This window comes from Achromobacter sp. UMC71, assembly GCF_014170305.1.
Classification (GTDB): domain Bacteria; phylum Pseudomonadota; class Gammaproteobacteria; order Burkholderiales; family Burkholderiaceae_B; genus Achromobacter.
In genome coordinates this window covers 64,103-87,084 of the sequence record NZ_LZZT01000056.1, presented here as the reverse complement: position 1 = coordinate 87,084, position 22,982 = coordinate 64,103, and the positions used below count along the sequence as shown (strand labels likewise).

The following is a 22,982-nucleotide window of genomic DNA, read 5'->3' as shown; positions in this document are numbered from 1 at the left end:
ATGCTGTCTGACTACAAAGTGCTGGTATTGGATGACCATGCCCTGCAGTGCCTGCAGTTGAAGGACCTGTTGGAAGAGGCTGGCTTTGGCCGCGTGGATACGGTGGAAAGCGCGCCGGAGGCGCTGGCGCGGATACGCGACGAGGGCTATCACCTTGTGCTGATGGACGTCAGCATGCCCGGCATGGACGGCGCGCAGTTCATCCATGAACTGGCGCGCCTGAATCTGCGGCCGATCCTGGCGATCGCAACCGCGTGCTCGCGCCGCATGGCCAACAGTATCGGCCTGATGGCCAAGGAGAACGGCTTTGCGATGCTGGGTTCGTTCGTCAAGCCGGTGACCCGCGAGCAGATCGCCTGCCTGGCCGACCGCCTGGGCCGGCGGACTCCTGGCGCAGGGTTGGCGCCGCAAGACGAAGCCGGCGACGCCGGCAGCCTGCTGGACCGCCAAAGCGTGGTGGCGGCCTTGCGCGACGGCAGCATCCAGGCCTGGTTCCAGCCGAAGAAATCATTGGCGTCGGGGGCCATCGTCGGGGCCGAGGCGCTGGTGCGCTGGCAGCACCGGGGGCTGGGGCTGATGATGCCGGGCTCCTTTCTGCGCACCCTGCGCGAGTACGGCCTTGACCACGAGCTGCTGATGCGCATGCTGGAAGACAGCCTGGCCGCCTGCCGCGCCTGGCGCCGGCTGGGGCATCGCATCCCGGTGTCGGTCAATCTGCCGGTCAGCCTGCTGGACCGGCCGCAATTGCCGGATGAACTGTACGAGCAGGTCACCCATAGCGGCATTCCGGCCGAAGACGTAACATTCGAACTCCTCGAGGACGATATGACCGTGGCTCCAGGCAACTACTACATGGGCGCCAGCCGCTTGCGGTTGAAGGGCTTCGGCTTGTCGCAAGATGACTTCGGCAAGGGATATAGTTCGATGTACAGCCTGATCTCGACGCCGTTTACCGAGCTGAAGATCGACCGCGCCTTTGTCCATGGGGCCGCGGGCGACGAGGTCCGGGCCGCTGCGCTGGTGTCCTCGGTGCAACTCGGCCGGCAACTTGGCTTGCAGGTTACGGCCGAAGGCGTCGAAACCCTCGATGACCTGCAATTCTTGCGCCGTATCGGCTGCGATTGCGTGCAGGGTTTCCTGATTTCCGCGGCCGTGGACCTGGCCGCGTTCAATGCTTTGCTGGCCAACGAACCTGGCCATGGCGCGATGCGCGATCCCGTGCCGCGCCAGGCGATTCCCTACTAGCCGACTGGGTCCATGAAACTGGATACACCGCTCATCAAGGTCATACGCGCTTCGCGCCGGTTGAACATTGCGCTGTTCGGTGTCTTGCCGCTGTTGCTGGTGCTGGGCGGGGTGCTGTATTGGGGCGGCCACCGCATCTTGCAGCAGGAAGAAGAAAAGCTGCGCATCGATTTCTCGATTCTCACGGGATACATCCGCGCCCACGAAACCGTGCTGCAAGGCCTGAACGCGCAGGGCCTCAACCCGGATGGCCACCGGCTGGTGTCGGCCACGCCCGTCAGCGAGACGTCGGGCTTCGAGCGGGCGTCCTGGGAGTTCTTCGACGGCCAGCACGCGATCGCGGCGATGCCTTTTTCGCTGCTCTGCCAAAGCCCGGATTCGTGTCCGGTGGTCCATGGCGTGTTCACCGGCATTGGCGGCTACATGTCGGATTTCTATTCAACCCGCTGGGCTGCCTCGGTGTTTCCAGCGGCGCCCCTGTTCATCATTTCCCCTAGCCAGCAGCTCAGCCTGAGCGTGCCAGCCATTTCCGCGGTGTCAGGCTACGAGCCGCTGACCCGCGCCACGTTCCTGTCCGTGGTGGATGCGGTGGAATTGGCAGCCGGCGGCACCGATCCTGACGACCGGTCGATCAGTGAAAGCACAAGAATCACCTGGCTGCGCGACGCGGAACTGCCCAATTCCATGATCGCCATGACGCCGGTAATGCTGCCGCTGAACGCCAAGGATGGCACGGTCACGCAGCGGCGAAATGTCTACGCCGTCTCGTTGCTGAATCGAAGCCGCGTCAGCATTTCGGAACGGGTGCTGAATGTGCCGCTATACGATCAGTTCTGGTTGCAGCGCCAGGGCGACGGGTTGATGATCGGCGATGGGCCGCCGCCGCAGCTTGCGCGCCCAGGCTTTCATTTCACTTCGCAAGGCCTGATCCTGCGCATCGCGGACCGGTCCGATACCTGGACGGCGTATTACCGGCTGAACTACGGCAGTTTCTTTCGCGCCAACATGTGGCTGCCGATCGCCGTGCTGCTGATGTTCGGCGTGGGGCTGGCGGCCGGGGCCGGCTATCTGTTCTGGTACAACCGGCGCGTGGTCCGGCCCGCCGAACTGGCGCATCTGGACATGGTCGAGAGCGAGGAGTTCAGCCGCACCGTGCTGGATACCGCGCCGGTGGCCCTGTGCGTGCTGTCGCGGCCCGGCGGGCGGATCGTGTTCGGCAATACGTTGGCGGCGCAATGGCTGGGTATCGGCGTGGGCGAGCAGCTGCAGGATTCGCCGGACGCCAACAAGTTGCTGCGCAAAGTGCTGGGCGCGGCCGGGCCGGGCACCATCGAGACCTTTCATACCCATGAGGGCCGGCCTTTGTTCGTCGCGTTCGCGCCGACCCGCTACAAGAAGCAGGACGTGGTGCTGTGCGCGTTTGCGGATATCAGCGCCCGCGCCGAGATGGAACGCACCCTGGCGCAAGCCAAACAGCAGGCCGATCGAGCCAACGAGGCGAAGTCCACCTTCCTGGCCACCATGAGCCACGAGATCCGCACGCCGCTCTACGGCGTGCTTGGCACGCTGGAAGTCCTGTCACTGACGCAGCTGGACGGCGAACAGCGCCGGCACGTCGACCGCATCCAGGATTCATCGGTGATCCTGCAACAGCTGATCAGCGACATCCTGGACATCACCAAGATCGAATCAGGCCAGTTGGCGCTGGAAATGGACCGGTTCGATCCGCGCGAGCTGATGCAGAGCACGGTGGCATCGTATGCCGGCATGGCCGAACAGAAGGGCCTGGTGATCTACAGCTGCGTCGATACGTCTACGCCAGCCTGTGTCATGGGCGACGGTGGCCGTGTTCGACAGATTCTGAACAACCTGGTGAACAACGCGATCAAGTTCACCGATTCGGGGCATGTCGTGACTCGGCTGCGGGCCGAGGACCTGTCCGGCGGGCGGGTGCGGCTGCACTTGCAGGTGGTCGACAGCGGCGTGGGCATCAGCGCCGAAAACCAGGTCCGCCTGTTCGAACCCTTCTACCAGATCGACAGCGGCTCGCACCTGGTGCGCGGCGCCGGCATCGGTCTGTCCATTTGCGCCCGGCTGGCAGAGCTGATGGGCAGCGAGATCCAGGTCACCAGCGAGCTGGGCCTGGGCAGCAGCTTTTCGCTGGCCATCGAGCTGGAGCTGGCCGAGGCGACGCCCGCGCCGGCGCCGCGCCTGGACGGCCTGCGTGTCCAGGTGCGCAGCTCGCGCAAGGAACTGAGCGAGAACCTCTGCTTGTGGCTGACGCAGTGGGGCGCCATGGCCGTGTTGGCGACGGCCGTGCCATCGCGCGATGACGCAGGCGATGAGGTGCTGGTGGATGTGCACATCGCCGGCGACGTCATGCCGCCCTGGGAATGGCCGGGCCCGGTGGTGGTGGCCGGCGGCGACAACCCCGGCGCGACGCCGTACCATGCGGACCGGCACGACGTGTTCAGCATCGGCTTCACGGTGCAGCGCTGCGCGGCGGGCGAGGCCGAGATTGCGCGCGAGGCCGTCGCCGCCCGCTATGCCCCGTTGAATCTGCGGGTGCTGGTGGCCGAAGACAATCCCATCAATCAAGTGACCATGCGCGACCAGCTGGAGCAACTGGGCTGCGAGGTGACCGTGGCGCCCGATGGCGCCGAGGCGCTGGCGCAGTGGCACATCGCGCCCTTCGACGTGGTGCTGACCGATGTCAACATGCCGCGCATGAGTGGCTACGAGCTGGCAGGCGCTTTGCGCGCGCTGGGCGTGACCGTACCCATCATCGGCGTCACGGCCAATGCCTTGAAAGACGAAGAGACCCGTTGCAAGGCGGCCGGCATGAGCCACTGGCTGGTCAAGCCGATCAAGCTGAGCCTGCTGTGGAGCCAGCTGCGGGCCTACCGCAGCGCGGCGCAAGGCGTGTCGGCCGTCGCCCGTGCCTTGGGCGCGGCGCCAACTGCCGCGGAGGCTCCCGTGGCGCCGCCGGCCGATGCGACGGCATCGGAGACGCCAGCGCCAGGCGTGCCAACGATTCCCGCCAAGTACCGGGAGATATTCCGGCAGACGATGAGCCACGACCTGGCTCGCCTGGAACGGGCAATCGCCGACAGCGACGCGCGGGAGTTGCGCCTGGTGCTGCATCGCATGCGCGGCGGTTTCGCGGCGGTGCAGGCGCGAAACCTGCACCATTTGGCGCAAAGCGCGGAAGACACGCTGGCCGCCGATGGGCTGGGGGGCGCGGTCGGGGCGAAGCTCAAGACGCTGGTGGCTGCGCTGACCAGGACGCTGACCGAGGTCTGATTCGGATTATTCAGCTTTTAGTCATCTACCTTTCATTTGCCTGTCTTAGCATTGCTCATCCCTTCACGCGACGGCAGCCATGCTAGGTATCCAATGAGCAAATCGATTTCTGAAAAGACCATCCTCAACCGCACCCAGAGCATCCCTTTCAGCGAGATCCTTGAAAGAAACATGTCACGCCGTACGGTGATGCGCGGCGGCCTGGCTGCCGCGTTCGCGACGATGACCAGCCTGGGGCTGGCCGGTTGCAACAGCGGCGACGACGATGACGCGGACAACGGCCAGGCGCCCGGCAATCCCGTCGCCCCGCCCGCCGCGCTGAAGCTGGGCTTTGAATCCCTGCCCAACTCGATGACCGACGGCTGCGTGGTCCCTGCCGGCTATGTGGCCCATGTGTTCGCTGCCTGGGGCACGCCGCTGAACGACAATGCGCAGCCCTGGGACCAGAACGGCAACAACTCGTCGAACGACCTGCTCAACGCCATGGGCATGCACCACGACGGCATGCACTTCTTTCCGATCGAAGGCAGTTCCACGGAAGGCCTGCTGGCCGTCAATCACGAGTACATCGACGCGCAAGCCCTGCACCCCAATGGCCCGACGCTCGTAGCGGGCAAGCGTCCCGCGGAAGAGGTCCGCAAGGAAATCAACGCGCACGGGGTGGCCATCGTGCACGTGCGCCGTGAAAGCGGCCGCTGGGTCATCGTCAACAACTCGCGCTATAACCGCCGCTTCACCTCGGCGACCGCCATGAAGCTGGCTGGCCCCGTTGGCGGCACGGACTGGGTCAAGACCCCGTTCTCGCCCAATGGCACGCAAGTGCGCGGCACCAACAACAACTGTGGCAACGGCTACACGCCGTGGGGCACCTACATCACCGCCGAAGAAAACTGGGCGGCCTGCTTCGTGAACACCGGCACGCGCCCGGCGCACCAGCGCCGCGTGGGCGTGTCCGCCTCCGCCGGGCGCTACCGTTGGGAAACCGCCGCCGGCGATGCTTCGGAAGTGCTGGGTGAATTCGCGCGCTTCAACGTCACGGAAACCGGCGCCGACGCCACGCAGGACTGGCGCAACGAGGTCAACGGATTCGGCTACCTGGTCGAGATCGATCCCTACGACCCGTCCAGCATCGCCACCAAGCGCACGTCGATGGGCCGCTTCGCCCACGAAGGCTGCACCTACAGCAAGCCCGAAGCCGGCAAGCCCCTGGCTTTCTACAGCGGCGACGACTCGCGCTTTGAGTACATTTACCGCTTCGTTTCCGAAGCCGTGTGGGACCCCAAGGACGCCGAGCGCACCGACCGCCTGGCGGTGGGCGCCAAGTACCTGGACAAGGGCACGCTGTACGTCGCCCGCTTCAACGACGATGGCACGGGGGAATGGCTGGCCCTGACTGGCACGGCCACCGGCGCCGGCGGCCGCACGCTGGCCGATGAATTCGGCAGCCTGGACGCCATCCTGATCAACACGCGCGGCGCGGCCGACTTCGTGGGCGCCACCCCGATGGACCGCCCCGAGTGGACGGTCACGCATCCGACCAACGGCGACATCTATGTGACGCTGACGAACAACAGCAGCCGCAATGCCGCTTCCGGCACGAACGGGCCCAACCCGCGTCTGAACAACGTCAACGGCCATATCGTTCGCTGGCACGACGAAGCCGGCTCGACGAAGTTCAAATGGGACATCTTTGTCTTCGGTTCGGATGCCGGCGCCGATGCCGACACCAACCGCTCGGGCCTGACCGAGTTGAACCAGCTGGCCAGCCCCGATGGCCTGGGCTTTGACCCCCGCGGCATCCTGTGGATCCAGACCGACAACGGTATCGATGGCGGCCGCAACAATAACGTCGCCCGCGCCACCAACGACCAGATGCTGGCCGTGATTCCCGGCGCGCTGGCCGACAGCACCGGGACGGGTCCGGCCATCAACGCATCCAATCAGGCAAGCTTGCGGCGCTTCTTCGTCGGCCCCAACGAGGCCGAAATCACGGGCTTCGCGTTCACGCCGGACTACACCAGCATCTTCCTGAATGTTCAGCATCCGGTGAATTGGCCTGCCTATGGCACGGACGATGCCGCTGTCGTGACCACGACTGCAGTGCGCCCGCGATCGTCGACGGTCGTCATTCAACGCGCCGATGGCGGTCCGATCGGCGTGTAGTTGAAGGACGCGTGGCCATGCGCGCAGGGATCACGCGCATGGCCACGCCAAACAGCAGGTCAATCGCCGGTTTGGCTTGTCTACCAGCGATAGCTGACGTTCAGCATGCCGCCATACCCACGCTGATCATGGCTGCCCGCCTGGCCGAAGACATGGCCGGTCACCTGCACCGCCTTGGTGACACGGCCTTCCGCGCCCAGCTTCAGTTCCAGCGCGTTGCGCGACGGCAGGGCGTCCAGCGCGTTGTCGCCCATCCGTACCGACGGGTTGCTGCCGTTATGCAGCCAGTTGGCTTCCAGGAAGGGGCGCACCGACGGCGCATCCGCATGTTGCGGCTTGGCTTGGGGGTAGACGCGCACGCCCACGCGAGACTGCCAGGCGTTGTCGTTGCCGCTGCGCATGCGGGTGCCTTGCAGCGTGGCATCCTTGGCGTTGTAGCGGCTGTAGACCAGTTGTGCATTCGGTTCGATGACCACCGCGCCCAGGGTGGAGCCGTCGGCGAACGGCTTGAACGCGTAGCCGGTTTCCAGCGAGGCACTCCACACGTTCGAGCGATAGTCGACCGAGCCCAGTTCGCTGCTGATCTGGTTGTCGTAGCGGCCATATTGCAGCCAGGTGTCGGCGTAGGCCCCCAGGCGGGTGGCATCGTTTTGATAGAGGGTGCCGTACAGGCCCACCGAATAGCCCGAGACCTTGCCGCGGGCGCGGGCCCGGACCTGCTGGGTGGTGCCCGGCAGCATCAACGTCGACACGGAACGCGAGCGCGCGTCGCCATAGCCGCCCATCAGGCCCGCATAGACGGCACCATCCTTGCCCACCGGGGCCTTGAGCACATCGCCGCCCAGTTGCACCAGGGCGCTGTCGGTGTCGATATCCACGCGGCCCTCGGCCATGCGCAAGCCGCTGTCATGGCGGCCTTGCACGCGGGCCCACAGGCCGCGGCCGGTGGCTGTGCCGTCATCGACATAAGCGGGCACGCGGTCGTGCAGGCCGTGGGTGAACAGGCGAGTGGCGGCCAGGCGGTTGCCGGCATAGGCGCCGCTTTCGGGGGATACGTTCTTGAAGCCGGGGCCGCCGGGCAGGATGATGTCGGGCGGGGTTACCGGCGGCGCCGGATCGGCCGGGTCCGTCGGGACGCCAGGATCGGTGGGGCCAGGCGGGGTGGTCGGCGGGGTGTAGTCGGACGTCAAGTACCAGTCGGGCGCCACGCCGCCGTTGCCGCCGCGGATCAGACTGTAATCGTAGCCGTTCAGCGAGACGGTGTTGGCGCTGGCGCGGTAGCCGGTCGAGCCGGCATCCAGGTGGAAGGCGTCCGTGGCGGTGGTGCCGCCATTGATGGTTTGCACGACCTGGATGCCGTATTGGGTCTGGCCGCCAGCGCCGCCCGCGTTGACGATACGCAGGCCGGTATTGCCCGACGCCGTGCCGCCGTCGATGACCAGCTTGTCGGTGGGCGAAGCATCGTCGCCCAGGCGGGTGTTGAGCACCAGCGTGCCGCCGCCGACATAATTGTTGACTGTCAAGGTCTTGAAGTTCGCGCCGCCGGCGGGCGCGACGAAGGCGACGGTGCCGGCATTGTTCAGCGTGCCCAGGCTGGAGTCATTGCGTACGTTCCAGGTGCTGGCGTTGTCCAGCGTCAGGCTGTTGATGCGGCCGGGGCCGCGCTGCACCAGGGCGCCGGTCAGGACCGAGCCGTTCTTGAGCGCCACGTCCACGGTCCCGCTGTCGGCCAGCACGTCGCCGGTCAGCACGGAATTGGACGCGTCCAGGGTGACCTGTTCGCTTTCGATCACGGTCGACACGCCGCCGCTGGTCACCGTGACCGGACGCGAGTGCAACAGGACTCCGCTGTCGATGTCGCCGCCCGCGCGGGCGGTGATGCGGGAGTCCGATACCAGGAAGGTGTGACCGCCGCCGGAGGCGAGCAGGCCGACGCCGTCCCCAGTGTTGATCTGGCTGCCATTGCGCAGCGTCACGCTGTTGCTCTGGCCGGCGGAGGTCACATAGCTCCAGATGCCGTTGGCCCCGGCGCCTTCCGCGATAAGGCGGGTGTTATCCAGCGTGACGGCGGCGCGGTTGCTTATGGCCAGGCCGGAGGCGTTGGCGCCGCTGGTATTCACCACGGTATTGAGCGCCGACAGGCTGGCGCCGCTACCGCTGACGAACAGGCCATAGGCGGTGGTGCCACGGGTGGCGACGTTGACGTCTTGCAGGGTGATGGCAGCGCCGCCGATGCGCGCCAGCACGCCCACCGCGCCGGCGCCCTGGGTGTCGACGCGGACGCGGGTGGCCTTGATCGTGGCCGAATTGCCGTATTCGCGCGAGACGTACAGGCCGTGAGCGTTGTTGCCTTGGGTCGTGACGGTGCCGTCGGTCAGCGTGACCGCGCCGGCGCGGTTGTCGATGCCCACATGTGTCGAGGTGATGTGAAAGCGAGTGGCCGTGAACACGGTGCCGGTGGAGGGTAGCCACACGCCGGTGCCCAGCTGGCCCAGCGCCGAGATGGAAACGTTGTACACCACTGCGGAGGTGTCCTCGGCGTTGATATTGATGCCGTTGCTGGCGTAACCGTTCGACACGAGTGTGGCGTTGCGGATATCGACGCTGGCGGGCGCGCCGCCGCCCGAGCCGAGCGTCACCGCGTCGCCGCCTGCGGTAATGCTGCTGCCGTCCATGTCGAACCGGCCGCCGTACAAGTTGGCGCCTACGCCGGCGGCGTTGACCACTGTGCCGCGCAGGGTCACAACGGCGTTGGCGCCGCTGACGCCGACGCCGGCCGCGTAGTTGCCGGTGGTGGTGATCGTGCCGCCTTCGACCCTGACGTTGCCGCCGTTTTCGGCATAGGCGCCGGTGCTGCCGTATCCGGAGGTGGTGATGGTCACGTCCTTGGCAATGACGGAAGCATTGCTGCCCTCGGCGCGCAGGCCATAGCCATTGCCTCCCGAGGTGACGACGCTGCCGCCCTCCAGGTAGATTCGCCCGCCGTTCTGCGCAAAAGCGCCATGCGACCAGGATCCGTTGGTGCTGATTTGGCTGTTGTCGGCGCTGATCAGGCTGCCGGCGCCGGTGGCGTTCAGGGCATGGGCGTTCTGGCCATCGCCCAGGGTCGTGATCGTGCTGTTGGTCAGCGTGGCGGCGCCGCCGGCACTGGCGCGCACGCCGATGGTGTTGCGCGCCGAGGCCGACCCGGCAGTAACGGTCACGCCGTCGCCGCGCACGGCGTTGCCGGCGACCGATACGTCAATCGCGGCGCCGGCGCCGGCATGGGTGACGCTGTCGCCGTTGTCCAGCGTGAGCTGGGTGCCGCCGCTGGAGTCATTGACGATGACTTGCCCGAGTTCGGCGGACTGGGCAGACCCGGCGAAGACGGGCAGCGTGGCGGCCAGTAATCCGAGCATGATGGGGTTCAGAGGGGTGCGCATTGAGGGCTCCTTGGCCCTTGGCCTTGGCGCACCCATACACATCGAACAGAACCCGATCCGGCAATCCCGGCGTCGCTGAAGCGTACTGGCACGTATCGGACAAAGGCGATGACGTAGCGGTAGCCTTCATGTTGCGTTGCGGCAGGACACTAAAAAACAGGACGATTCTTAAAAGCACCGCATTGATTCGCAGCACAAGTAAGGGACTGAAAACCAGAAAATTCTCAATCGCGCGGCCGCGGTTGCGTGCTTGCGATCCGGCGCTCCGCCAAGGGCCTGACCGTGGCGGGGGATCGGTCAGGCCAGCTTGTCCAGCAGCGCTTGCGCCTGCGCCAAGACGTCGGCATCGTTGGGCCGGAAGTCCAGCCGCAACGCTTGCGGCAAACGGGTGAAATGGGCTTGGCTGCTGCGCGCGTAGGCGGGGTCGTAGTGCCGGTCGATCAGTTCGCCGGCCAGGTCAGCGCGGCGGCCCTCGTCGATCATCTGTTGCCATGCGGCGACCGTCTCGCGGCTGTGCAGGCCGACCATGCGCTGCAACTGGGACTTGAACCAGTCGGGATGCTCGAACAGTTGCGCGTAGTCCTGCTGCAGGAACGCCGCCCGGTCCTCGCGGCTGGCGGCGACCTCGACGCAGGCGCCTTGGTGCACGGCGGCCAACAGCGCGGCCGGCAAGGCCACCGCGCCGATCTTGCGGCTTTCGGCTTCGACGAAGACGGGGCGGCCGGGCTGGAATCCGCGCAGGCTGGCGGCCAGGCGGGTGTCGAATCCTTTTTGCGTGGGCTGCGCGGTGCCGGGCCAGGCGCCCAGCAACGAGCCGCGGTGAGCCGCCAGCGCTTCCAGGTCCAGCGTCTGCGCGCCGGCCTGTGCCAGGGCGTTCAGCAGCCGCGTCTTGCCGCTGCCGGTGGGGCCGGTGAGCACCACGAAACGCAGCGTGGGCGGCAGGGCATCCAGCGTGTCGAGCGTTGCGCGGCGGTAGGTCTTGTAGCCGCCGTCGAGCTGGCGGGCGCGCCAGCCGATCATGTTGAACATCACGGTCATGGAACCGGACCGCTTGCCGCCGCGCCAGCAATAGATCAGCGGCCGCCAGCCTTGCGGCCGGGCGACGAAGGTGGTTTCCAGGTGGCGGGCGATGTTGCGCGCGGCCAGCGCCGCGCCCAGGCGGGTCGCATCGAACGGGGATTGCCGGTACAGGGTGCCGACCTGCGCGCGCTCGTCGTTGCTGAACACGGGCGCGTTCAGGGCGCCGGGAATGTGGTCGTCGGCATATTCGAGCGGTGTGCGCACGTCGATGATTTCGTCGAAATCATCCAGCTTTTCCAAGCCGGCGAGCAGGTGGTTCAAGGCGGGGCCATCCAGAGAGGGGATGGCGAATTCTCGCACGCCGCGGCGGGCGGGCCGCGCCGGACAGGTCCGCGTACGGCGCGCAGGACGCCGTACGCGGGTTGGAACAGCGCTTACGCGGGGAACGCCAGCGCGTTGGTCATGTCGCCCATGGGCTGCTGGCCGCGCGCCTTCATGGCGTCATCGCGGGCCTTCAGGCCGTCAAGCATGGGCAGGTCGAACAGGCGCGTGGCCAGGCGCAGGATCGAGCCGGTGTCGTAGATGGTGTGATCCACCGTGCCCTTCTTGGCGAAGGGCGACACCACGATTGCCGGAATACGCGTGCCCGGGCCCCAGCGGTCGCCCTTGGGCGGCGCCACGTGGTCCCACCAGCCGCCGTTTTCGTCCACGGTGATGACCACCACCATGTTCTGCCATTGCGCGCTCTTGCGCAGGCTGTCGACGATGTGGGCGATGTGGCGGTCGCCCGAGTCGACGTCGGCGTAGCCCGCGTGCATGTTCAGGTTGCCTTGCGGCTTGTAGAACGTCAGCGCGGGCAGCTTGCCGGCTTCGGCGTCGTCCAGGAATTTGTTGGTCGTCGACAGGTCGCCCAGGCCGCCGTCGCGCAGGTGCGCCGTGCGGGCCGCCGTGCCGGGGCCGGTGCTCTGGAAGTAGTTGAAAGGCTGGTGGTGCGCCTGGAAGTTCGGCGACGACGGAAAGCCGGTGTTGGCCGTGGAGTCGACGGCGGCCTGCCAGCCGCCCGCATACCAGGCCCAGTCCAGGCCCTTGGCGGTCATCAGGTCGCCGATGTTGCTGTGGGTCTGCGGCGGCATGAAGACCGTGGTGGGATCTGCTTGCGTGGGGTTGGCGGCATCGCGCGAGAACGCGGGCCAGTACGGAGGGCCCATGGTGTTGACGCCATAGCCGTCCGGCGTCAGCGCGCTGGGGCCGAATTGCGGGGCGCCGGTGGCGGCGCTGGCCGGCGACGTGCCCGCGGGCTTGAGGCGCGGATCGGTCGGATCGCTGCTTTGCAGGGTGGCGATCTGGCCTTTGATCGTGGGCGAGGCGCTGTCCAGGTTCGGGTAGAACGGCGGCCGGCCGGAGATCAGGTATTGGTGGTTCAGGAACGAACCGCCGAATGCGCCCTGGAAGAAGTTGTCGCACAGCACGAATTCCTGGGCCAGCTTCCACAGGCGCAGGTTATACGCCGAGTCGCTGTAGCGGCCCATGACCAGCGCGCCCGAGTCGGCCCAGGCAACGAAGCGGTCGTTCTTGCCGCCGTTGATCTGCATCTGGTTCTGGTAGAACACGTGCCACAGGTCGCGCGTGACCACGCCTTGCGGCAGCGGTTCACCCTGCGGGCCGCGCAGATCGAACGGCGCGTTGGGCAGGTTGTTCATGTAGGGCGCGGCCTGGTCGACCTGGTAGGTGACGTGGTTGGCCTGCTGCGAGGTCGGCACCATGCCGCCCCATACCGGCGGCAACACGGACAGCGGCGTGCCGTCGCGGTCGTACTGCGTGTAGTCGGCGGCGGTCAACGCGGACAGCGGCTTTTCGACGCCCGGGAAATTGGAGAACAGGTTGTTGAAGCTGCGGTTCTCCGCGAAGATCACGACCAGCGTCTTGACGTTCTTGCGCAGTTGCGCGGTGACGTCCGGCGCGGGCGCGGGAGTGGCAGGCGCGTCGTTGTCATCGTCGCCATCGCTGGAACACCCGGCCAGGGCGCCCAGCGTGGCGGCGCTGGCGCCAAGCGCGGCGATGCCGGTCAGGAAGCCCCGGCGGGTGGCGCGGAGGGTCGAGTCGGTGCCCGCGGGATCGGCGGCCGTCGGCGTCGCGGCAGCCTGCGCATTCGCGCTTTTTTCTTTTTCAGACATGGTTGTAGACCTTGCGGATAGGGCGGCGTCCTGTCATGGCGCCACGGGATCGCCGGATGACAGCCGGCATCGTTAACGGGCGCTAGGCTAGAGACGCAAGGTTCTAACGGTGTGACGTTCTGCTGTCAGAAAGCTGTATGCCGGGGAGCTCGGCGCAGATTTCCCTTAGACTTGTGCAATTGGTGAAACCCGAGTGAAAGCAATGACCGACAACCCCGCAGACGAACCCGCACGCAAGACGGCGACGTCCCGCACCAAGCCGCCGGAAGTGCGGCTGGACGAACTGATGGGCGCCGCCGAAGCGCTGTTCCTGGAAAAGGGCGTGGACGCCACCACCATCAGCGAGATCACGGAAGCGGCGGGCGTGGCCAAGGGCACGTTCTATGTCTATTTCCCGTCCAAGCAGGAAATGCTGATCGCGTTGGGCGAGCGCTACGTGCGCCAGTTCCTGCAAGCGCTGGATGAAGCCATCGGCGCGTGCGCGCCAGACGATTGGGTCGGACGGTTGCGCGCCTGGATCCATACCAACGTGGCGACGTACCTGCGCACCTACCGCGTGCACGACATCGTCTTCACGCATCCGCACCACCACGCGCGCGAAGGCCATACGGAAAACGATGTGGTGCAGCAATTGCAGCGCATCCTGCAGGCCGGCGCCGCGGCCGGGGCCTGGAAGCTGGACAACCCGAGCATGACGGCGCTGCTGATCTATGCCGGCGTGCATTGCGCGACCGACGACGCGATCCTGTCGAAGCTATCGGATTCGTCTGCGTTCGCGCGCGGTATTTCGGATGCGTACCTGCGCATGCTGGGCGTGGCGCCTTCTCGTGGGAACAGGCCCTAGGGCCTTTTAGTGTTAGGAGGCCCTAGCTGTGTCAGGGGCGGGGACAAGCGTTTGTCCGAGCCGGCTGGCGGCGCATGTCAGGGTGCCAGCGCTGCCGGATCGATGTCGCCCGCCTTGACCCGCGCGAGCATCTCCGCGGGCGCGCCTTCGGCGATCAGGCGGCCATGATGCAGCACCAACAGCTTGTCGGCGACTTGCAGGGCAACGTGCGCATGCGGCGTCGCCATCACGGCGCGAAAGCCCTGTGCGATGGCCGCATTCTTGAACTGCGCGGCGATGCCTGCCTGATCCTGCGCGCTCAGCGCGTGTTCGGATTCATCGAGCAGCAACGCGTCGGGCTGGCGGATCAAGGCCTGGGCCAGGCGCAGGCGCTGGCGCGCGTTGGCGTCCAGCGCATTGACCAGCATGCCGGCGGCGTGCGCCAGGCCGACTTGCTCCAGGCTGGCGCCAACGGCCTGGATTTCCGGCGCGCCCACCGCCCAGCGGTCGCCTTGCTTGTGCGCCAGCAGCAGCGCTTCGAATACCCGTAACGACGGCACGGCAGTGGCCGGCGTGTCTGCCAGGATGATGCGGGCGCCGGGCTCGTCATCGGTCAGATGGTGCGCGATGCGGCGCAGCAGCCGTGTCTTGCCCGAGCCCGCGGGCCCCAGCAGCACCGTGAGCGCGCCCGCGGGCAAGGGCCCGGTGCAAAGCGGGCCATGAAAAGACGGCGGCACGGCGGCGCGATCCGGGACAAGCGCTGGCGGCAAGGAGAAGGGAGCAATCATGGCGGAGGTCTGAAGAGGGCGCGTGGCGGGGGGCGCGATGTCTTGGGCAGACTATATTTCATGACTGACCGTCAGTCAATGATAATGAGATGTGTTGTCGATAAGGTGTGAGCGATCGGGAGAGTCGTCGGGGACGGGGTTGACGATGCGCTAGCGCCAGTCCGTGTCGACGCCGGTCTGGGTGCGTCGCCGCGAGGGTGATCAAGGCTGCGCTAACTGCCGATGGCGGCCGCCGACTTGCACGGTTTGCGAAACAACGCTATGATTCAAGGCTTGCTTTTTCACGCGCCCGTAGCTCAGCTGGATAGAGTACCTGGCTACGAACCAGGGGGTCGTAGGTTCGAATCCTGCCGGGCGCGCCATTGAATTGCAGGCTTGCAAGGCAATCGCGGCATTGATTTTCATGCTGCATGCCAAGACAGGTCTACGAAACAACGTGAGATTGAAAATAAGATCGAAAAAATAAGATCGATAAGATCGAAAAATAAGATCGAAAAAAGCAGATGCAGTGCAGCGGTGAAATTATTCTGATATAATTTTGCCTCTTTGCCGGAGCGCCCGTAGCTCAGCTGGATAGAGTACCTGGCTACGAACCAGGGGGTCGTAGGTTCGAATCCTGCCGGGCGCGCCAAAGTAAATAGTAAGATCGGCAAAGAAACCGCAGTAAAAATGGAAAGGCCTTTGATCTCGCATCGAAGGCCTTTTTGTTTTGCGGGTCGGATATCGAAGCGTTCAGTAAACGAAGCGTTCAGTAAACGAGGCGTTCAGTAAACGAGGCGCTCAGTAAACGCAGCGCAGCGTTCGACAAATCGTATGCTGCGGGCGAGCCGAACTCGGCAGACCGCCTATTCCTGCGTTCGGCAAGCCACGCTGATTTGCCGACCCTTGCGGCTTCATGTTATAAACACGCCTCTTTAGCGCGCCCGTAGCTCAGCTGGATAGAGTACCTGGCTACGAACCAGGGGGTCGTAGGTTCGAATCCTGCCGGGCGCGCCACCTTATTTGAACGGCCTGACGATTTTTCGTCAGGCCGTTTGCTTTTGCGGTCCGGTAGTTAGCTATTTCTGGATGTCTTGCCGCTGGCGCTGATAGGTGTCGTAGGACGTCGATGCCGAGCCCATGCAGCGCTGCCGTTCCTGCATGTCGGGGATCTTGCCGCATTCGTTTTGCTGCCATCCTTGTCCGGCGCCATAGGCTTGGCGCGATGAGCAGGCGGAGGATAGGGCCGCGGTGGCCAGGCAGGCGAGGATCAGGGCGTAGCGCATGCGATTCTCCCAAGAGAGCAAAAAGTGTACAGTTTTCGCTTTGCAGCGCCACCATGGGCCGCTATCAACCGCCGTTGCCATTTTTCGCGGCCATCACCATGACTCAAATCGCCATCCGCCTTGCCACGCTGGACGACGCCGCGCGCGTGGCGCCGTTGTTCGACGCCTATCGGCAGTTCTACGAACAGCCCGCGGATGCGGCGGGCGCAATGGCCTTTGTCCATGCGCGGCTGGCGCGCGGTGAATCAGTGATCCTGCTGGCCGAGGATACGGCAAGTGGCGACGCGGCGGGCTTTTGCCAGTTGTACCCGTCGTTCTGCTCGGTGATCGCGGCGCCCATCTATGTGCTGTACGACCTGTTCGTGGCACCGACGGCGCGCAAGAGCGGCGCCGGGCGGGCTTTGCTGCGGCAGGCGGAAGCACATGCGCGGGCAGGCGGTTTCGCGCGCATGGACCTGACTACGGCAAGGACCAATCTGCCGGCCCAGGCGCTGTACGAGTCGCTGGGCTGGGAGCGTGACGAGGTGTTCCTCACGTACAACCGCCATCTGGGCGGCTGAACGTCACCACACGCGATACGTGCGGCCCGTCTGCGCGCCTTCGACGCTGCGGCTGTAGGCCAGCGCCACGCGCTTGGCGGGGGCGGCTTCGAAACCCAGGAAGTAGGGGCCGTAGCCTTCCCACGATTCCTGCAGCACAGTGGGGCTGACCGAATTGATGCGCGCGCCTTGCAGTTCCACGGCCGCGCCACGCACGAAACCATCGATGGCGGCGTTGACGGCGGACGCGTTGGCACCGAAGCGGATCGGCTCGTCGCTGACGATGCCGCTGGTCAGTGTGATCGAGCCGCCCTGGTTCAGGTAGTGCTGGCCGATCAGCGCCAGGTCGATCTGGCCCAGCAGCTTGTCGTGCAGGCCTATCTTGAATTTCTCGGCGGTCATCTCGGCCAAGGGGCCGAAGTGCAGGGCGCCGGCGGTGGAGACGATGGCGTCGACCTTGCCGATGCGCTCGAACAGGGCGCGGATGCTGTCGCTTTGGGTGATGTCCACCTGGTGCTGGCCCTGGGTCTTGCCCACGGTGATGATGTCATGGCGTTGGCCGAGTTCCTGGGCCACGGCGCGGCCGATGGTGCCGCTGGCGCCGATAAGGACGATTTTCATGTTGTGATTCCTGGTCGCAGTGGAAGGGGGCGCCGGCGGATCCGCCTGCGCATGAAAGCATTCTGCGGTTTCCATTCCTGTGGAAAAATCCGGGATTGGTTGGAACACTTCATACCCAGGGTGCGTAATTCATGGATCGTCTGCTCAGCATGGAGATCTTCGTGGCGGTGGTCGAACTGGGCAGCCTGACGGCCGCCGCCGCTCGCCACGAGATGTCCCCCGCCATGGCGGCCAAGCACATCAAGGGGCTGGAGGCAAGGCTGGGGCTGCGCCTGATGAACCGCACGACCCGCCGCCAGAGCCTGACCGAGGCGGGCCAGGCCTATTACGTGCGCTGCAAGGCGATCCTGGCCGACATCGTCGATGCGGAGCAGGGCGCCGAAGCGCTGCGCCTGGCGCCGCGGGGCAATCTGCGCATCACGTCGACGGTGTCGTTCGGCTCCGTGGCCCTGGCGCCGGCGATTGCTGATTACCTGGGTCAGTACCCGGATGTCAGTGTCGAACTGTCGCTGAGCGATGTTGTTGAAGACATGGTCGCTTCACGCTTTGATCTGGCGGTGCGCATTGGCGAACCGCAGGATTCCGGCCTGGTGGCGCGCCGTATCGGCAGCTACCAGATGATCATCTGCGCGGCGCCTGCCTATCTGGCGCGCTACGGCGCGCCGGAAACGCCCGCGGACCTGGCCCGCCATCAATGCCTGGACTTCTCGTATTGGGGGCGCCGCACGGGCTGGCGCCTGGGCAATGGCGACGGCGGCGATGCCGACTATCCGCCGACCAGCCGGTTCATCTCCAACAATGGCCAGGCGCTCAGGCAAGCGGCGCTGGCCGGCTTCGGTATCGTGCTGCAGCCTGAAATCCTGTTGGAGGACGACGTGCGCGCAGGCCGACTGACGCCGATCCTGCAGCCGTATTGGCCCGCCGCGCGGCCCATCACGCTGCTCTACGCGAAGGACCGGCAGGCGCTACCCAAGCTCACGACGTTCGTGGACTTCGTCGTGGCTCGGTTCGCGCGCAAGGCGGGCAGACACCGCGCGGGCTAGAAAAGGGCGGGCGTCAGCCGCGTCGTCGGTCCACGGCGGTCAGGCAAATGCCGTTCTTGAGCAATTGGTAGGCCTGCCCGCCGAGCCAGGCGACTTTTTCGCCCGAACTGGTGCGGCAGACGCAGTGCGTCTTGGGATCGAAGCGGGACGTGCCCAGGGCAGAATAGGCGTCCGGGTCCGATACGAAGCGTTCGATGCGATACAGCGTGCCGTCGGGGGCGGTGGCCAGCACGTCGGTCAATCGTCTTGCGGTTCCGAGCATTTCAAGTACCTCCCATGCGCGGGCCGTCTTTCACGCGGCGCCAAAGTCGTTCGAACATTTCCATCTTGCGGGAAGGGTCGGGTTGAACCTGCCTGGCGTCAATGGAAATGTCCTCCTAACGATGAATCATCGAGTTGGTCTGGCGAGACGCCCAGGGCTTCCGAAATGCGGTCCAGAATAATCTGGCGGGGCCGAGGCCGGGGCCTTTCCAATTCGATGTAGATGGAGTGGTCCACACCCAGCCGGGCAGCCATATCAGCAGTGCTGATGTTCAGATGCTCGCGCCAGGCGCGTATCAGGCTCCAATCGTTGCCGGTTTTTAGACTTGCTACAGCTGATGGTACGACGCTTTGCCGCGCAGCGGGTGCTTTGTGCGCGGCGGGCGGGCGGCAGGCGTCCCGCAAGGTATTTCTGGCCTTGGCGCTTTTGCGGGCGTCAGTCGGCGGCGGCGCCGCAGCGGGTTCCGCGGTGAAGATCATGCCGCCGTTGATCTGACGGTAGAGGTTTTCACCGATCCAGGACAGGGCTTCGCCGTTGTCGAGCATGCATTCGCAATCCAGGTGGTAATCACTGGGAATGCTCTCGAGTTTGGCGATGGTCTCCGTGGTTGTGGCGTGCCGCACCACACGGTGCAGGATACCGTCCGGCGAACGCACGAACACGTCGGGAAGTCTCCAGGAAAACGGAATGATGATCTCCAGGGCTGGAATGGTTTTCTGCCACTGTATCCCTCTGCGCTTGTGGTGGAATTCGGGGTTTCCCCTGCACCGCCAGCGTTTCTTCATCGTAGTCCTTCCGCGGGCTGAACATCTTCACAAATCTTCACGCGTTTGCGTGTTGCCGGAGGATTGTCGACGGCAAGATGGGCGCTTTGTCGCCAGCGTTTGTACGAGCCGCCGTGATGTTCTCTCTTGTGATGAGCGCGCCGCCCTCCTCGCGGTTCGCGCCGCGTTGGCGCGGGATCGCCTGGTGGGCCGTGATCGTGGTCTGCGCCCTGCATGCGCTGGCGGCGTGGTGGCTGTGGCGCGCAGCGAGCGCGTCGACAGGGTTGGCGCCGCGGCAGCAAGAGATTGAGTTCTTCGTGGACCTGCTGCCTGCCGAACGCGCCCAGCCGGTAATCCCGCAATCCGCGCCAGCATCGCGGCAATCTGCGCCGGCTTTTCAATCAGCGTCTGCTCCTGTGCCCGCACCTGTGTCGGCATCGCCTCCTGCACCCGTGACGCCGCCCTTGCCCACGTCTCAACCCGCCGCGGTGATGCAACGGCCTTCGGCGCCGCCGACGAAATCGCCATCGCCGTCGCCATCGCGCGCGCCGCGTGCTTCCGCAAAGCCGGCCCACGACGCGGAGCCGCCGCCGGATGCGCCGGCGCGGGATTTCCGCTGGCGTGGCGAGGATGCCGCCGCGCAAGGCGCATCTCGGGCTCGTGGTGAACCCCTGGTGAATCTCGCGCCCAAGGCCCGCCCCGAACCGTCGGCGCTGGCCAAGGGGATTGCGCAAAGCGCGCGGCCGCCATGCCGCGATGCGCATGCCCATCTGGGGCTGCTGGCGTTGCCGATGCTGCTGGCCGATACGGTGCGCGACAGCGGCTGCAAATGGTGAGGCGCAATGCACAGGATGATTCCAGCGGGTGAACGCAACGCGCAGGACGATTCCAGCGCCCGTCGCGCCGATGCGGATGCGGGGCATTGCCGCGGATGTCCTGAATCATGGATACTGGACCTCCCAATTGGGATATTTCATGGCATGGCTCGCGCCCGGACCTGGCTCCGGCCCCGACGTGGCCGCGCCGATTCGGAGACACGAGCATGTCCGAAGCACCCGCCGGCCTGGACCGGTTGCGCCATTTCATCGCCACCGCGACCCGCCTGGCCACGCCGGCCGGCCTGGCGCAATCGCCCGAGCTGCAGGCCGCGTTCGCGGCGCTGATCCGCCACGACGACTGGCTACCCGAGGCCTGTACCGCGCCGCATCCGCAGTATTACCAGCAGTACCTGCTGCATTGCGATCCGCTGGAGCGCTTCTCGCTGGTCAGTTTCGTTTGGGGCCCGGGGCAGCAGACGCCGGTGCATGACCACGAGGTGTGGGGCTATGTTGGCATGCTGCGCGGCGCGGAAGTGAACCAGCGCTACGTGCGCGGCGCCGATGGCGGTCTGTCGCTGCTGGGCGAGCCCAGCACCTTGCGCCCGGGCGATGTGGAACGGCTGTCGCCGCAAGAGGGCGATATTCACCGGGTGTCCAATGCGTTTGCCGACCAGGTATCGATCAGCGTGCATATGTACGGTGGCAACATCGGCGCGGTATCGCGTCATGTCTACGATCCGGCCACCGGCCAGGCCAAGCCGTTTGTGTCCGGCTATTCGGCGGCCAGCGTGCCCAACCTGTGGGACCGCTCGGCGGCCGTGCGCGCGGCGTTGCCGGCGCAGCCCGCGTAAGACCTGTTCGCGGGCGGTCGCCCGTGCTATGTTCGCGTCCTAAATATTGGGAAATGCCAAAACAATGGACAAGACGCTGCTCAAGGGGCTGATGGTGTTGGAGGCGGTGACCGACGTGGACAATCCGCCGCGCACGATCGATGCGCTGGCCGCCCGGGTCGGGCTGACCCGCAGCAACACCCACCGCACGCTGCAAACGCTGATCCACGCGGGCTATGTGGTCAAGGACGAAGACGGCGGCGGCTATCGCGGCGCGGTGCGCCTGTTCGAACTGGCCGCGCGTCAGTTGGGGCAGCTGGACGTGCGCAAGCTGGCCGCGCCCTTCATGCGCACGCTGGCGGACCAGACCGGCGAGACCGTGCACCTGTCTGTGCTGGACGGTTTCGACGTGGTCTACGTCGACAAGATCGACAGCCCGCAGCCGATCCGCGCGTATTCGATGATAGGCGGGCGCGCGCCGGCCTACGCGGTGGCCACCGGCAAGGCGCTGCTGGCCTATCAGGCCGAGGGTTATGTCGAGCGCTATGCGGACAAGTTGCTGCGGCACACGCCGGCCACGATCGTGTCGATGCCGCTCTTGAAAGACGAGCTGCGCAAGGTGGCCCGCGCCGGTTATGCCGTCAATCGCGGTGAATGGCGCGAAGGCGTGGGCGGGCTGGCCGTGGCACTGTTCAACAGCCTGGACCAGCCGGTGGCGGCCATCGGCATCTCCGGCCCGCTGGACCGCCTGAGCGCGGCCCGCATGAAGCAATTGGCGCCGGACGTGGCCGCCTGTGCCCAGTCGATTTCGCAGGGCATGGGCTACCGGCGCGGCTTCCTGGGCCAATAGAAGCCTGGGCGCCGACGGCACCCTGCCGCGAAACGCCTATTGCTGCCGGGCCGCCGACAGCCTCACCACGTCGGCCCAGCGCCCGACTTCCTGTTTCAGCACCTGGTCGGTGCCGGCGGGCGTGGTGGCCACGGCATCCGCGCCCAGCTTCAGCGCGGCCTGCTGCACGGCGGGCAGGGCAGCCGCCCGCTGCATGCCTGTCGAGAGCTTGTCGACGATGGCCTTGGGCGTACCCGTAGGCGCCAGCAAGGCGTAAGCGGTGGCTACCGAATAGTCCTTCACGCCCTGTTCCATCAGCGTTGGCAAGTCAGGCAGCGCGGTAGCGCGCTTGGCCGTGGTGACGCCCAGCAGCCGGATCTTGCCGCTGGCCGCCTGCGGCAGCAGCGCCGGCAAGGTCTCGAACACCATGTCGATCTGGCCGCCCAGCAGATCGGTGATGGCGGGGCCGCTGCCGCGGTACGGCACATGCATGAGGCGGGTGCCGGTCAGGGCCTGGAACAGTTCGCCCGCCATGTGCTGCGAGGTGCCGGGGCCGGCCGAACCGAACGTCAATGTGCCCGGCCGGCTCTTGGCCAGCGCGATCAGTTCCTGCACGGTATTGGCGGGGATCTTGCTGTTGACCGCCAGCGCCATCGGCATGCTGGTCGCCATCGACACGCCGACGAAGGCGGTGGCGAAGTCATAGCCGGGTTTGTCGGGCAGCGCGGCATGGATGGCGTGGCTGCCCAGCGCGCCCATCAGCAGCGTATAGCCGTCCGGCGCGGATTTGGCGACGTACTCCGCACCGATCTCGCCGCCCGCGCCAGCCTTGTTTTCCACCACCACGCTTTGGCCCAGGTAATCGCCCAACTGCTGCGCATAGATGCGCGCGGCCGCATCGGTGGCGCCGCCGGGAGGGAACGGCACCACCATGCGCACGGGCTTGGCGGGCCAGGGCTGGGCCACGGCGGGGGCCGCGGCCACGGCCAGCGCGGCGGCTGCCGCGGCAATGCGCCACAAATATCTCATCAGCGTCTCCTTGGTGTGGGCAGGGCCGTCACGCGTGGCGCGGA

Annotated in this window: 18 protein-coding genes and 3 tRNA genes; 12 read left to right on the top strand and 9 right to left on the bottom strand. The window is 66.0% G+C overall.

Going from position 1 to position 22,982, the window contains the following annotated elements:
• The 3 genes from A9974_RS27255 to A9974_RS27245 all read left to right on the top strand — a co-directional run bounded on the left by A9974_RS27255 (position 1) and on the right by A9974_RS27245 (position 6,711).
• Positions 1 to 1,245, top strand: a complete 1,245-nt coding sequence (locus tag A9974_RS27255) for an EAL domain-containing protein (protein WP_183007289.1) — start codon at positions 1 to 3, stop codon at positions 1,243 to 1,245.
• 12 nt (positions 1,246 to 1,257) lie between these two features.
• The gene (locus A9974_RS27250; RefSeq protein WP_255468341.1) at positions 1,258 to 4,548 is read left to right on the top strand and encodes a hybrid sensor histidine kinase/response regulator; all 3,291 of its coding nucleotides are present in this window, start codon (positions 1,258 to 1,260) and stop codon (positions 4,546 to 4,548) included.
• 171 nt (positions 4,549 to 4,719) lie between these two features.
• Positions 4,720 to 6,711 (top strand): PhoX family phosphatase, encoded by a 1,992-nt coding sequence (locus A9974_RS27245; protein ID WP_255468340.1) that lies wholly within the window; start codon positions 4,720 to 4,722, stop codon positions 6,709 to 6,711.
• 80 nt (positions 6,712 to 6,791) lie between these two features.
• On the opposite strand, the gene A9974_RS27240 is transcribed toward A9974_RS27245, so the two are convergent.
• The 3 genes from A9974_RS27240 to acpA form a co-directional block, all read right to left on the bottom strand.
• A complete protein-coding gene (locus A9974_RS27240) occupies positions 6,792 to 10,133 on the bottom strand; it encodes an autotransporter outer membrane beta-barrel domain-containing protein (protein WP_220806142.1) in 3,342 nt (1,113 codons plus the stop codon).
• A 297-nt stretch (positions 10,134 to 10,430) separates the two neighbouring features.
• Positions 10,431 to 11,474 carry a tRNA 2-selenouridine(34) synthase MnmH gene (gene mnmH, locus A9974_RS27235; protein WP_183007287.1) on the bottom strand — a complete coding sequence of 348 codons (1,044 nt, stop codon included), beginning with the start codon at positions 11,472 to 11,474 and terminating at the stop codon, positions 10,431 to 10,433.
• Between the two features lie 113 nt (positions 11,475 to 11,587).
• Positions 11,588 to 13,327, bottom strand: a complete 1,740-nt coding sequence (gene acpA, locus A9974_RS27230) for an acid phosphatase (RefSeq protein ID WP_183007286.1) — start codon at positions 13,325 to 13,327, stop codon at positions 11,588 to 11,590.
• A gap of 202 nt (positions 13,328 to 13,529) precedes the next feature.
• On the opposite strand from acpA, the gene A9974_RS27225 reads away from it, so the two are divergent.
• A complete protein-coding gene (locus A9974_RS27225; RefSeq protein WP_183007285.1) occupies positions 13,530 to 14,171 on the top strand; it encodes a TetR/AcrR family transcriptional regulator in 642 nt (213 codons plus the stop codon).
• A gap of 77 nt (positions 14,172 to 14,248) precedes the next feature.
• Here the strand turns inward: A9974_RS27225 and A9974_RS27220 are convergent, their stop codons facing one another.
• A complete protein-coding gene (locus A9974_RS27220; RefSeq protein ID WP_370539690.1) occupies positions 14,249 to 14,887 on the bottom strand; it encodes an ATP-binding cassette domain-containing protein in 639 nt (212 codons plus the stop codon).
• A gap of 336 nt (positions 14,888 to 15,223) precedes the next feature.
• On the opposite strand from A9974_RS27220, the gene A9974_RS27215 reads away from it, so the two are divergent.
• The 3 genes from A9974_RS27215 (at position 15,224) to A9974_RS27205 (ending at position 15,934) form a co-directional block, all read left to right on the top strand.
• Positions 15,224 to 15,300: transfer RNA gene (locus tag A9974_RS27215), tRNA-Arg, on the top strand.
• A gap of 192 nt (positions 15,301 to 15,492) precedes the next feature.
• Positions 15,493 to 15,569, top strand: a tRNA-Arg gene (locus A9974_RS27210).
• 288 nt (positions 15,570 to 15,857) lie between these two features.
• A tRNA-Arg gene (locus A9974_RS27205) sits at positions 15,858 to 15,934 on the top strand.
• A gap of 62 nt (positions 15,935 to 15,996) precedes the next feature.
• Here A9974_RS27205 and A9974_RS27200 read toward each other — a convergent pair.
• Complete coding sequence (locus A9974_RS27200; RefSeq protein ID WP_183007283.1) at positions 15,997 to 16,203, bottom strand: hypothetical protein; 207 nt, start codon at positions 16,201 to 16,203, stop codon at positions 15,997 to 15,999.
• Positions 16,204 to 16,301: 98 nt separating this feature from the next.
• Between A9974_RS27200 and A9974_RS27195 the strand changes: the two genes are divergently transcribed.
• Positions 16,302 to 16,763 (top strand): GNAT family N-acetyltransferase, encoded by a 462-nt coding sequence (locus A9974_RS27195; protein WP_183007282.1) that lies wholly within the window; start codon positions 16,302 to 16,304, stop codon positions 16,761 to 16,763.
• Between the two features lie 3 nt (positions 16,764 to 16,766).
• Here A9974_RS27195 and A9974_RS27190 read toward each other — a convergent pair whose 3' ends face one another.
• On the bottom strand, positions 16,767 to 17,363 hold the full coding sequence (locus A9974_RS27190; RefSeq protein ID WP_183007281.1) for a short chain dehydrogenase: 597 nt from the start codon (positions 17,361 to 17,363) through the stop codon (positions 16,767 to 16,769).
• A gap of 131 nt (positions 17,364 to 17,494) precedes the next feature.
• Here A9974_RS27190 and A9974_RS27185 point away from each other — a divergent pair, with 131 nt between their 5' ends.
• Positions 17,495 to 18,406 carry a LysR family transcriptional regulator gene (locus A9974_RS27185; RefSeq protein WP_183007280.1) on the top strand — a complete coding sequence of 304 codons (912 nt, stop codon included), beginning with the start codon at positions 17,495 to 17,497 and terminating at the stop codon, positions 18,404 to 18,406.
• Positions 18,407 to 18,419: 13 nt separating this feature from the next.
• Here A9974_RS27185 and A9974_RS27180 read toward each other — a convergent pair whose 3' ends face one another.
• Together A9974_RS27180 and A9974_RS27175 are read right to left on the bottom strand one after the other, a co-directional pair.
• A complete protein-coding gene (locus A9974_RS27180) occupies positions 18,420 to 18,668 on the bottom strand; it encodes a hypothetical protein (protein WP_183007279.1) in 249 nt (82 codons plus the stop codon).
• Between the two features lie 98 nt (positions 18,669 to 18,766).
• Complete coding sequence (locus A9974_RS27175) at positions 18,767 to 19,369, bottom strand: helix-turn-helix transcriptional regulator (RefSeq protein ID WP_183007388.1); 603 nt, start codon at positions 19,367 to 19,369, stop codon at positions 18,767 to 18,769.
• Positions 19,370 to 20,106: 737 nt separating this feature from the next.
• On the opposite strand from A9974_RS27175, the gene A9974_RS27170 reads away from it, so the two are divergent.
• From A9974_RS27170 to A9974_RS27160, 3 genes are all read left to right on the top strand, one after another.
• A complete protein-coding gene (locus A9974_RS27170) occupies positions 20,107 to 20,268 on the top strand; it encodes a hypothetical protein (RefSeq protein ID WP_183007278.1) in 162 nt (53 codons plus the stop codon).
• Positions 20,269 to 20,474: 206 nt separating this feature from the next.
• A complete protein-coding gene (locus A9974_RS27165; RefSeq protein WP_183007277.1) occupies positions 20,475 to 21,101 on the top strand; it encodes a cysteine dioxygenase in 627 nt (208 codons plus the stop codon).
• Between the two features lie 64 nt (positions 21,102 to 21,165).
• A complete protein-coding gene (locus A9974_RS27160; protein WP_183007276.1) occupies positions 21,166 to 21,930 on the top strand; it encodes an IclR family transcriptional regulator in 765 nt (254 codons plus the stop codon).
• 36 nt (positions 21,931 to 21,966) lie between these two features.
• Here A9974_RS27160 and A9974_RS27155 read toward each other — a convergent pair whose 3' ends face one another.
• A complete protein-coding gene (locus A9974_RS27155) occupies positions 21,967 to 22,938 on the bottom strand; it encodes a tripartite tricarboxylate transporter substrate binding protein (RefSeq protein ID WP_183007275.1) in 972 nt (323 codons plus the stop codon).
• Positions 22,939 to 22,982 lie beyond the last annotated feature (44 nt).

Bases quoted from the DNA above. Each gene is read 5' to 3' on its own strand.
- acpA (WP_183007286.1), bottom strand. From the start codon at position 13,327: ATGTCTGAAAAAGAAAAAAGCGCGAATGCGCAGGCTGCCGCGACGCCG.
- A9974_RS27195 (WP_183007282.1), top strand. From the start codon at position 16,302: ATGACTCAAATCGCCATCCGCCTTGCCACGCTGGACGACGCCGCGCGC.
- A9974_RS27225 (WP_183007285.1), top strand. From the start codon at position 13,530: ATGACCGACAACCCCGCAGACGAACCCGCACGCAAGACGGCGACGTCC.
- A9974_RS27160 (WP_183007276.1), top strand. From the start codon at position 21,166: ATGGACAAGACGCTGCTCAAGGGGCTGATGGTGTTGGAGGCGGTGACC.
- A9974_RS27255 (WP_183007289.1), top strand. From the start codon at position 1: ATGCTGTCTGACTACAAAGTGCTGGTATTGGATGACCATGCCCTGCAG.
- A9974_RS27190 (WP_183007281.1), bottom strand. From the start codon at position 17,363: ATGAAAATCGTCCTTATCGGCGCCAGCGGCACCATCGGCCGCGCCGTG.
- A9974_RS27245 (WP_255468340.1), top strand. From the start codon at position 4,720: ATGTCACGCCGTACGGTGATGCGCGGCGGCCTGGCTGCCGCGTTCGCG.
- A9974_RS27165 (WP_183007277.1), top strand. From the start codon at position 20,475: ATGTCCGAAGCACCCGCCGGCCTGGACCGGTTGCGCCATTTCATCGCC.
- A9974_RS27250 (WP_255468341.1), top strand. From the start codon at position 1,258: ATGAAACTGGATACACCGCTCATCAAGGTCATACGCGCTTCGCGCCGG.
- A9974_RS27200 (WP_183007283.1), bottom strand. From the start codon at position 16,203: ATGCGCTACGCCCTGATCCTCGCCTGCCTGGCCACCGCGGCCCTATCC.
- A9974_RS27180 (WP_183007279.1), bottom strand. From the start codon at position 18,668: ATGCTCGGAACCGCAAGACGATTGACCGACGTGCTGGCCACCGCCCCC.
- A9974_RS27185 (WP_183007280.1), top strand. From the start codon at position 17,495: ATGGATCGTCTGCTCAGCATGGAGATCTTCGTGGCGGTGGTCGAACTG.
- A9974_RS27155 (WP_183007275.1), bottom strand. From the start codon at position 22,938: ATGAGATATTTGTGGCGCATTGCCGCGGCAGCCGCCGCGCTGGCCGTG.
- A9974_RS27240 (WP_220806142.1), bottom strand. From the start codon at position 10,133: ATGCGCACCCCTCTGAACCCCATCATGCTCGGATTACTGGCCGCCACG.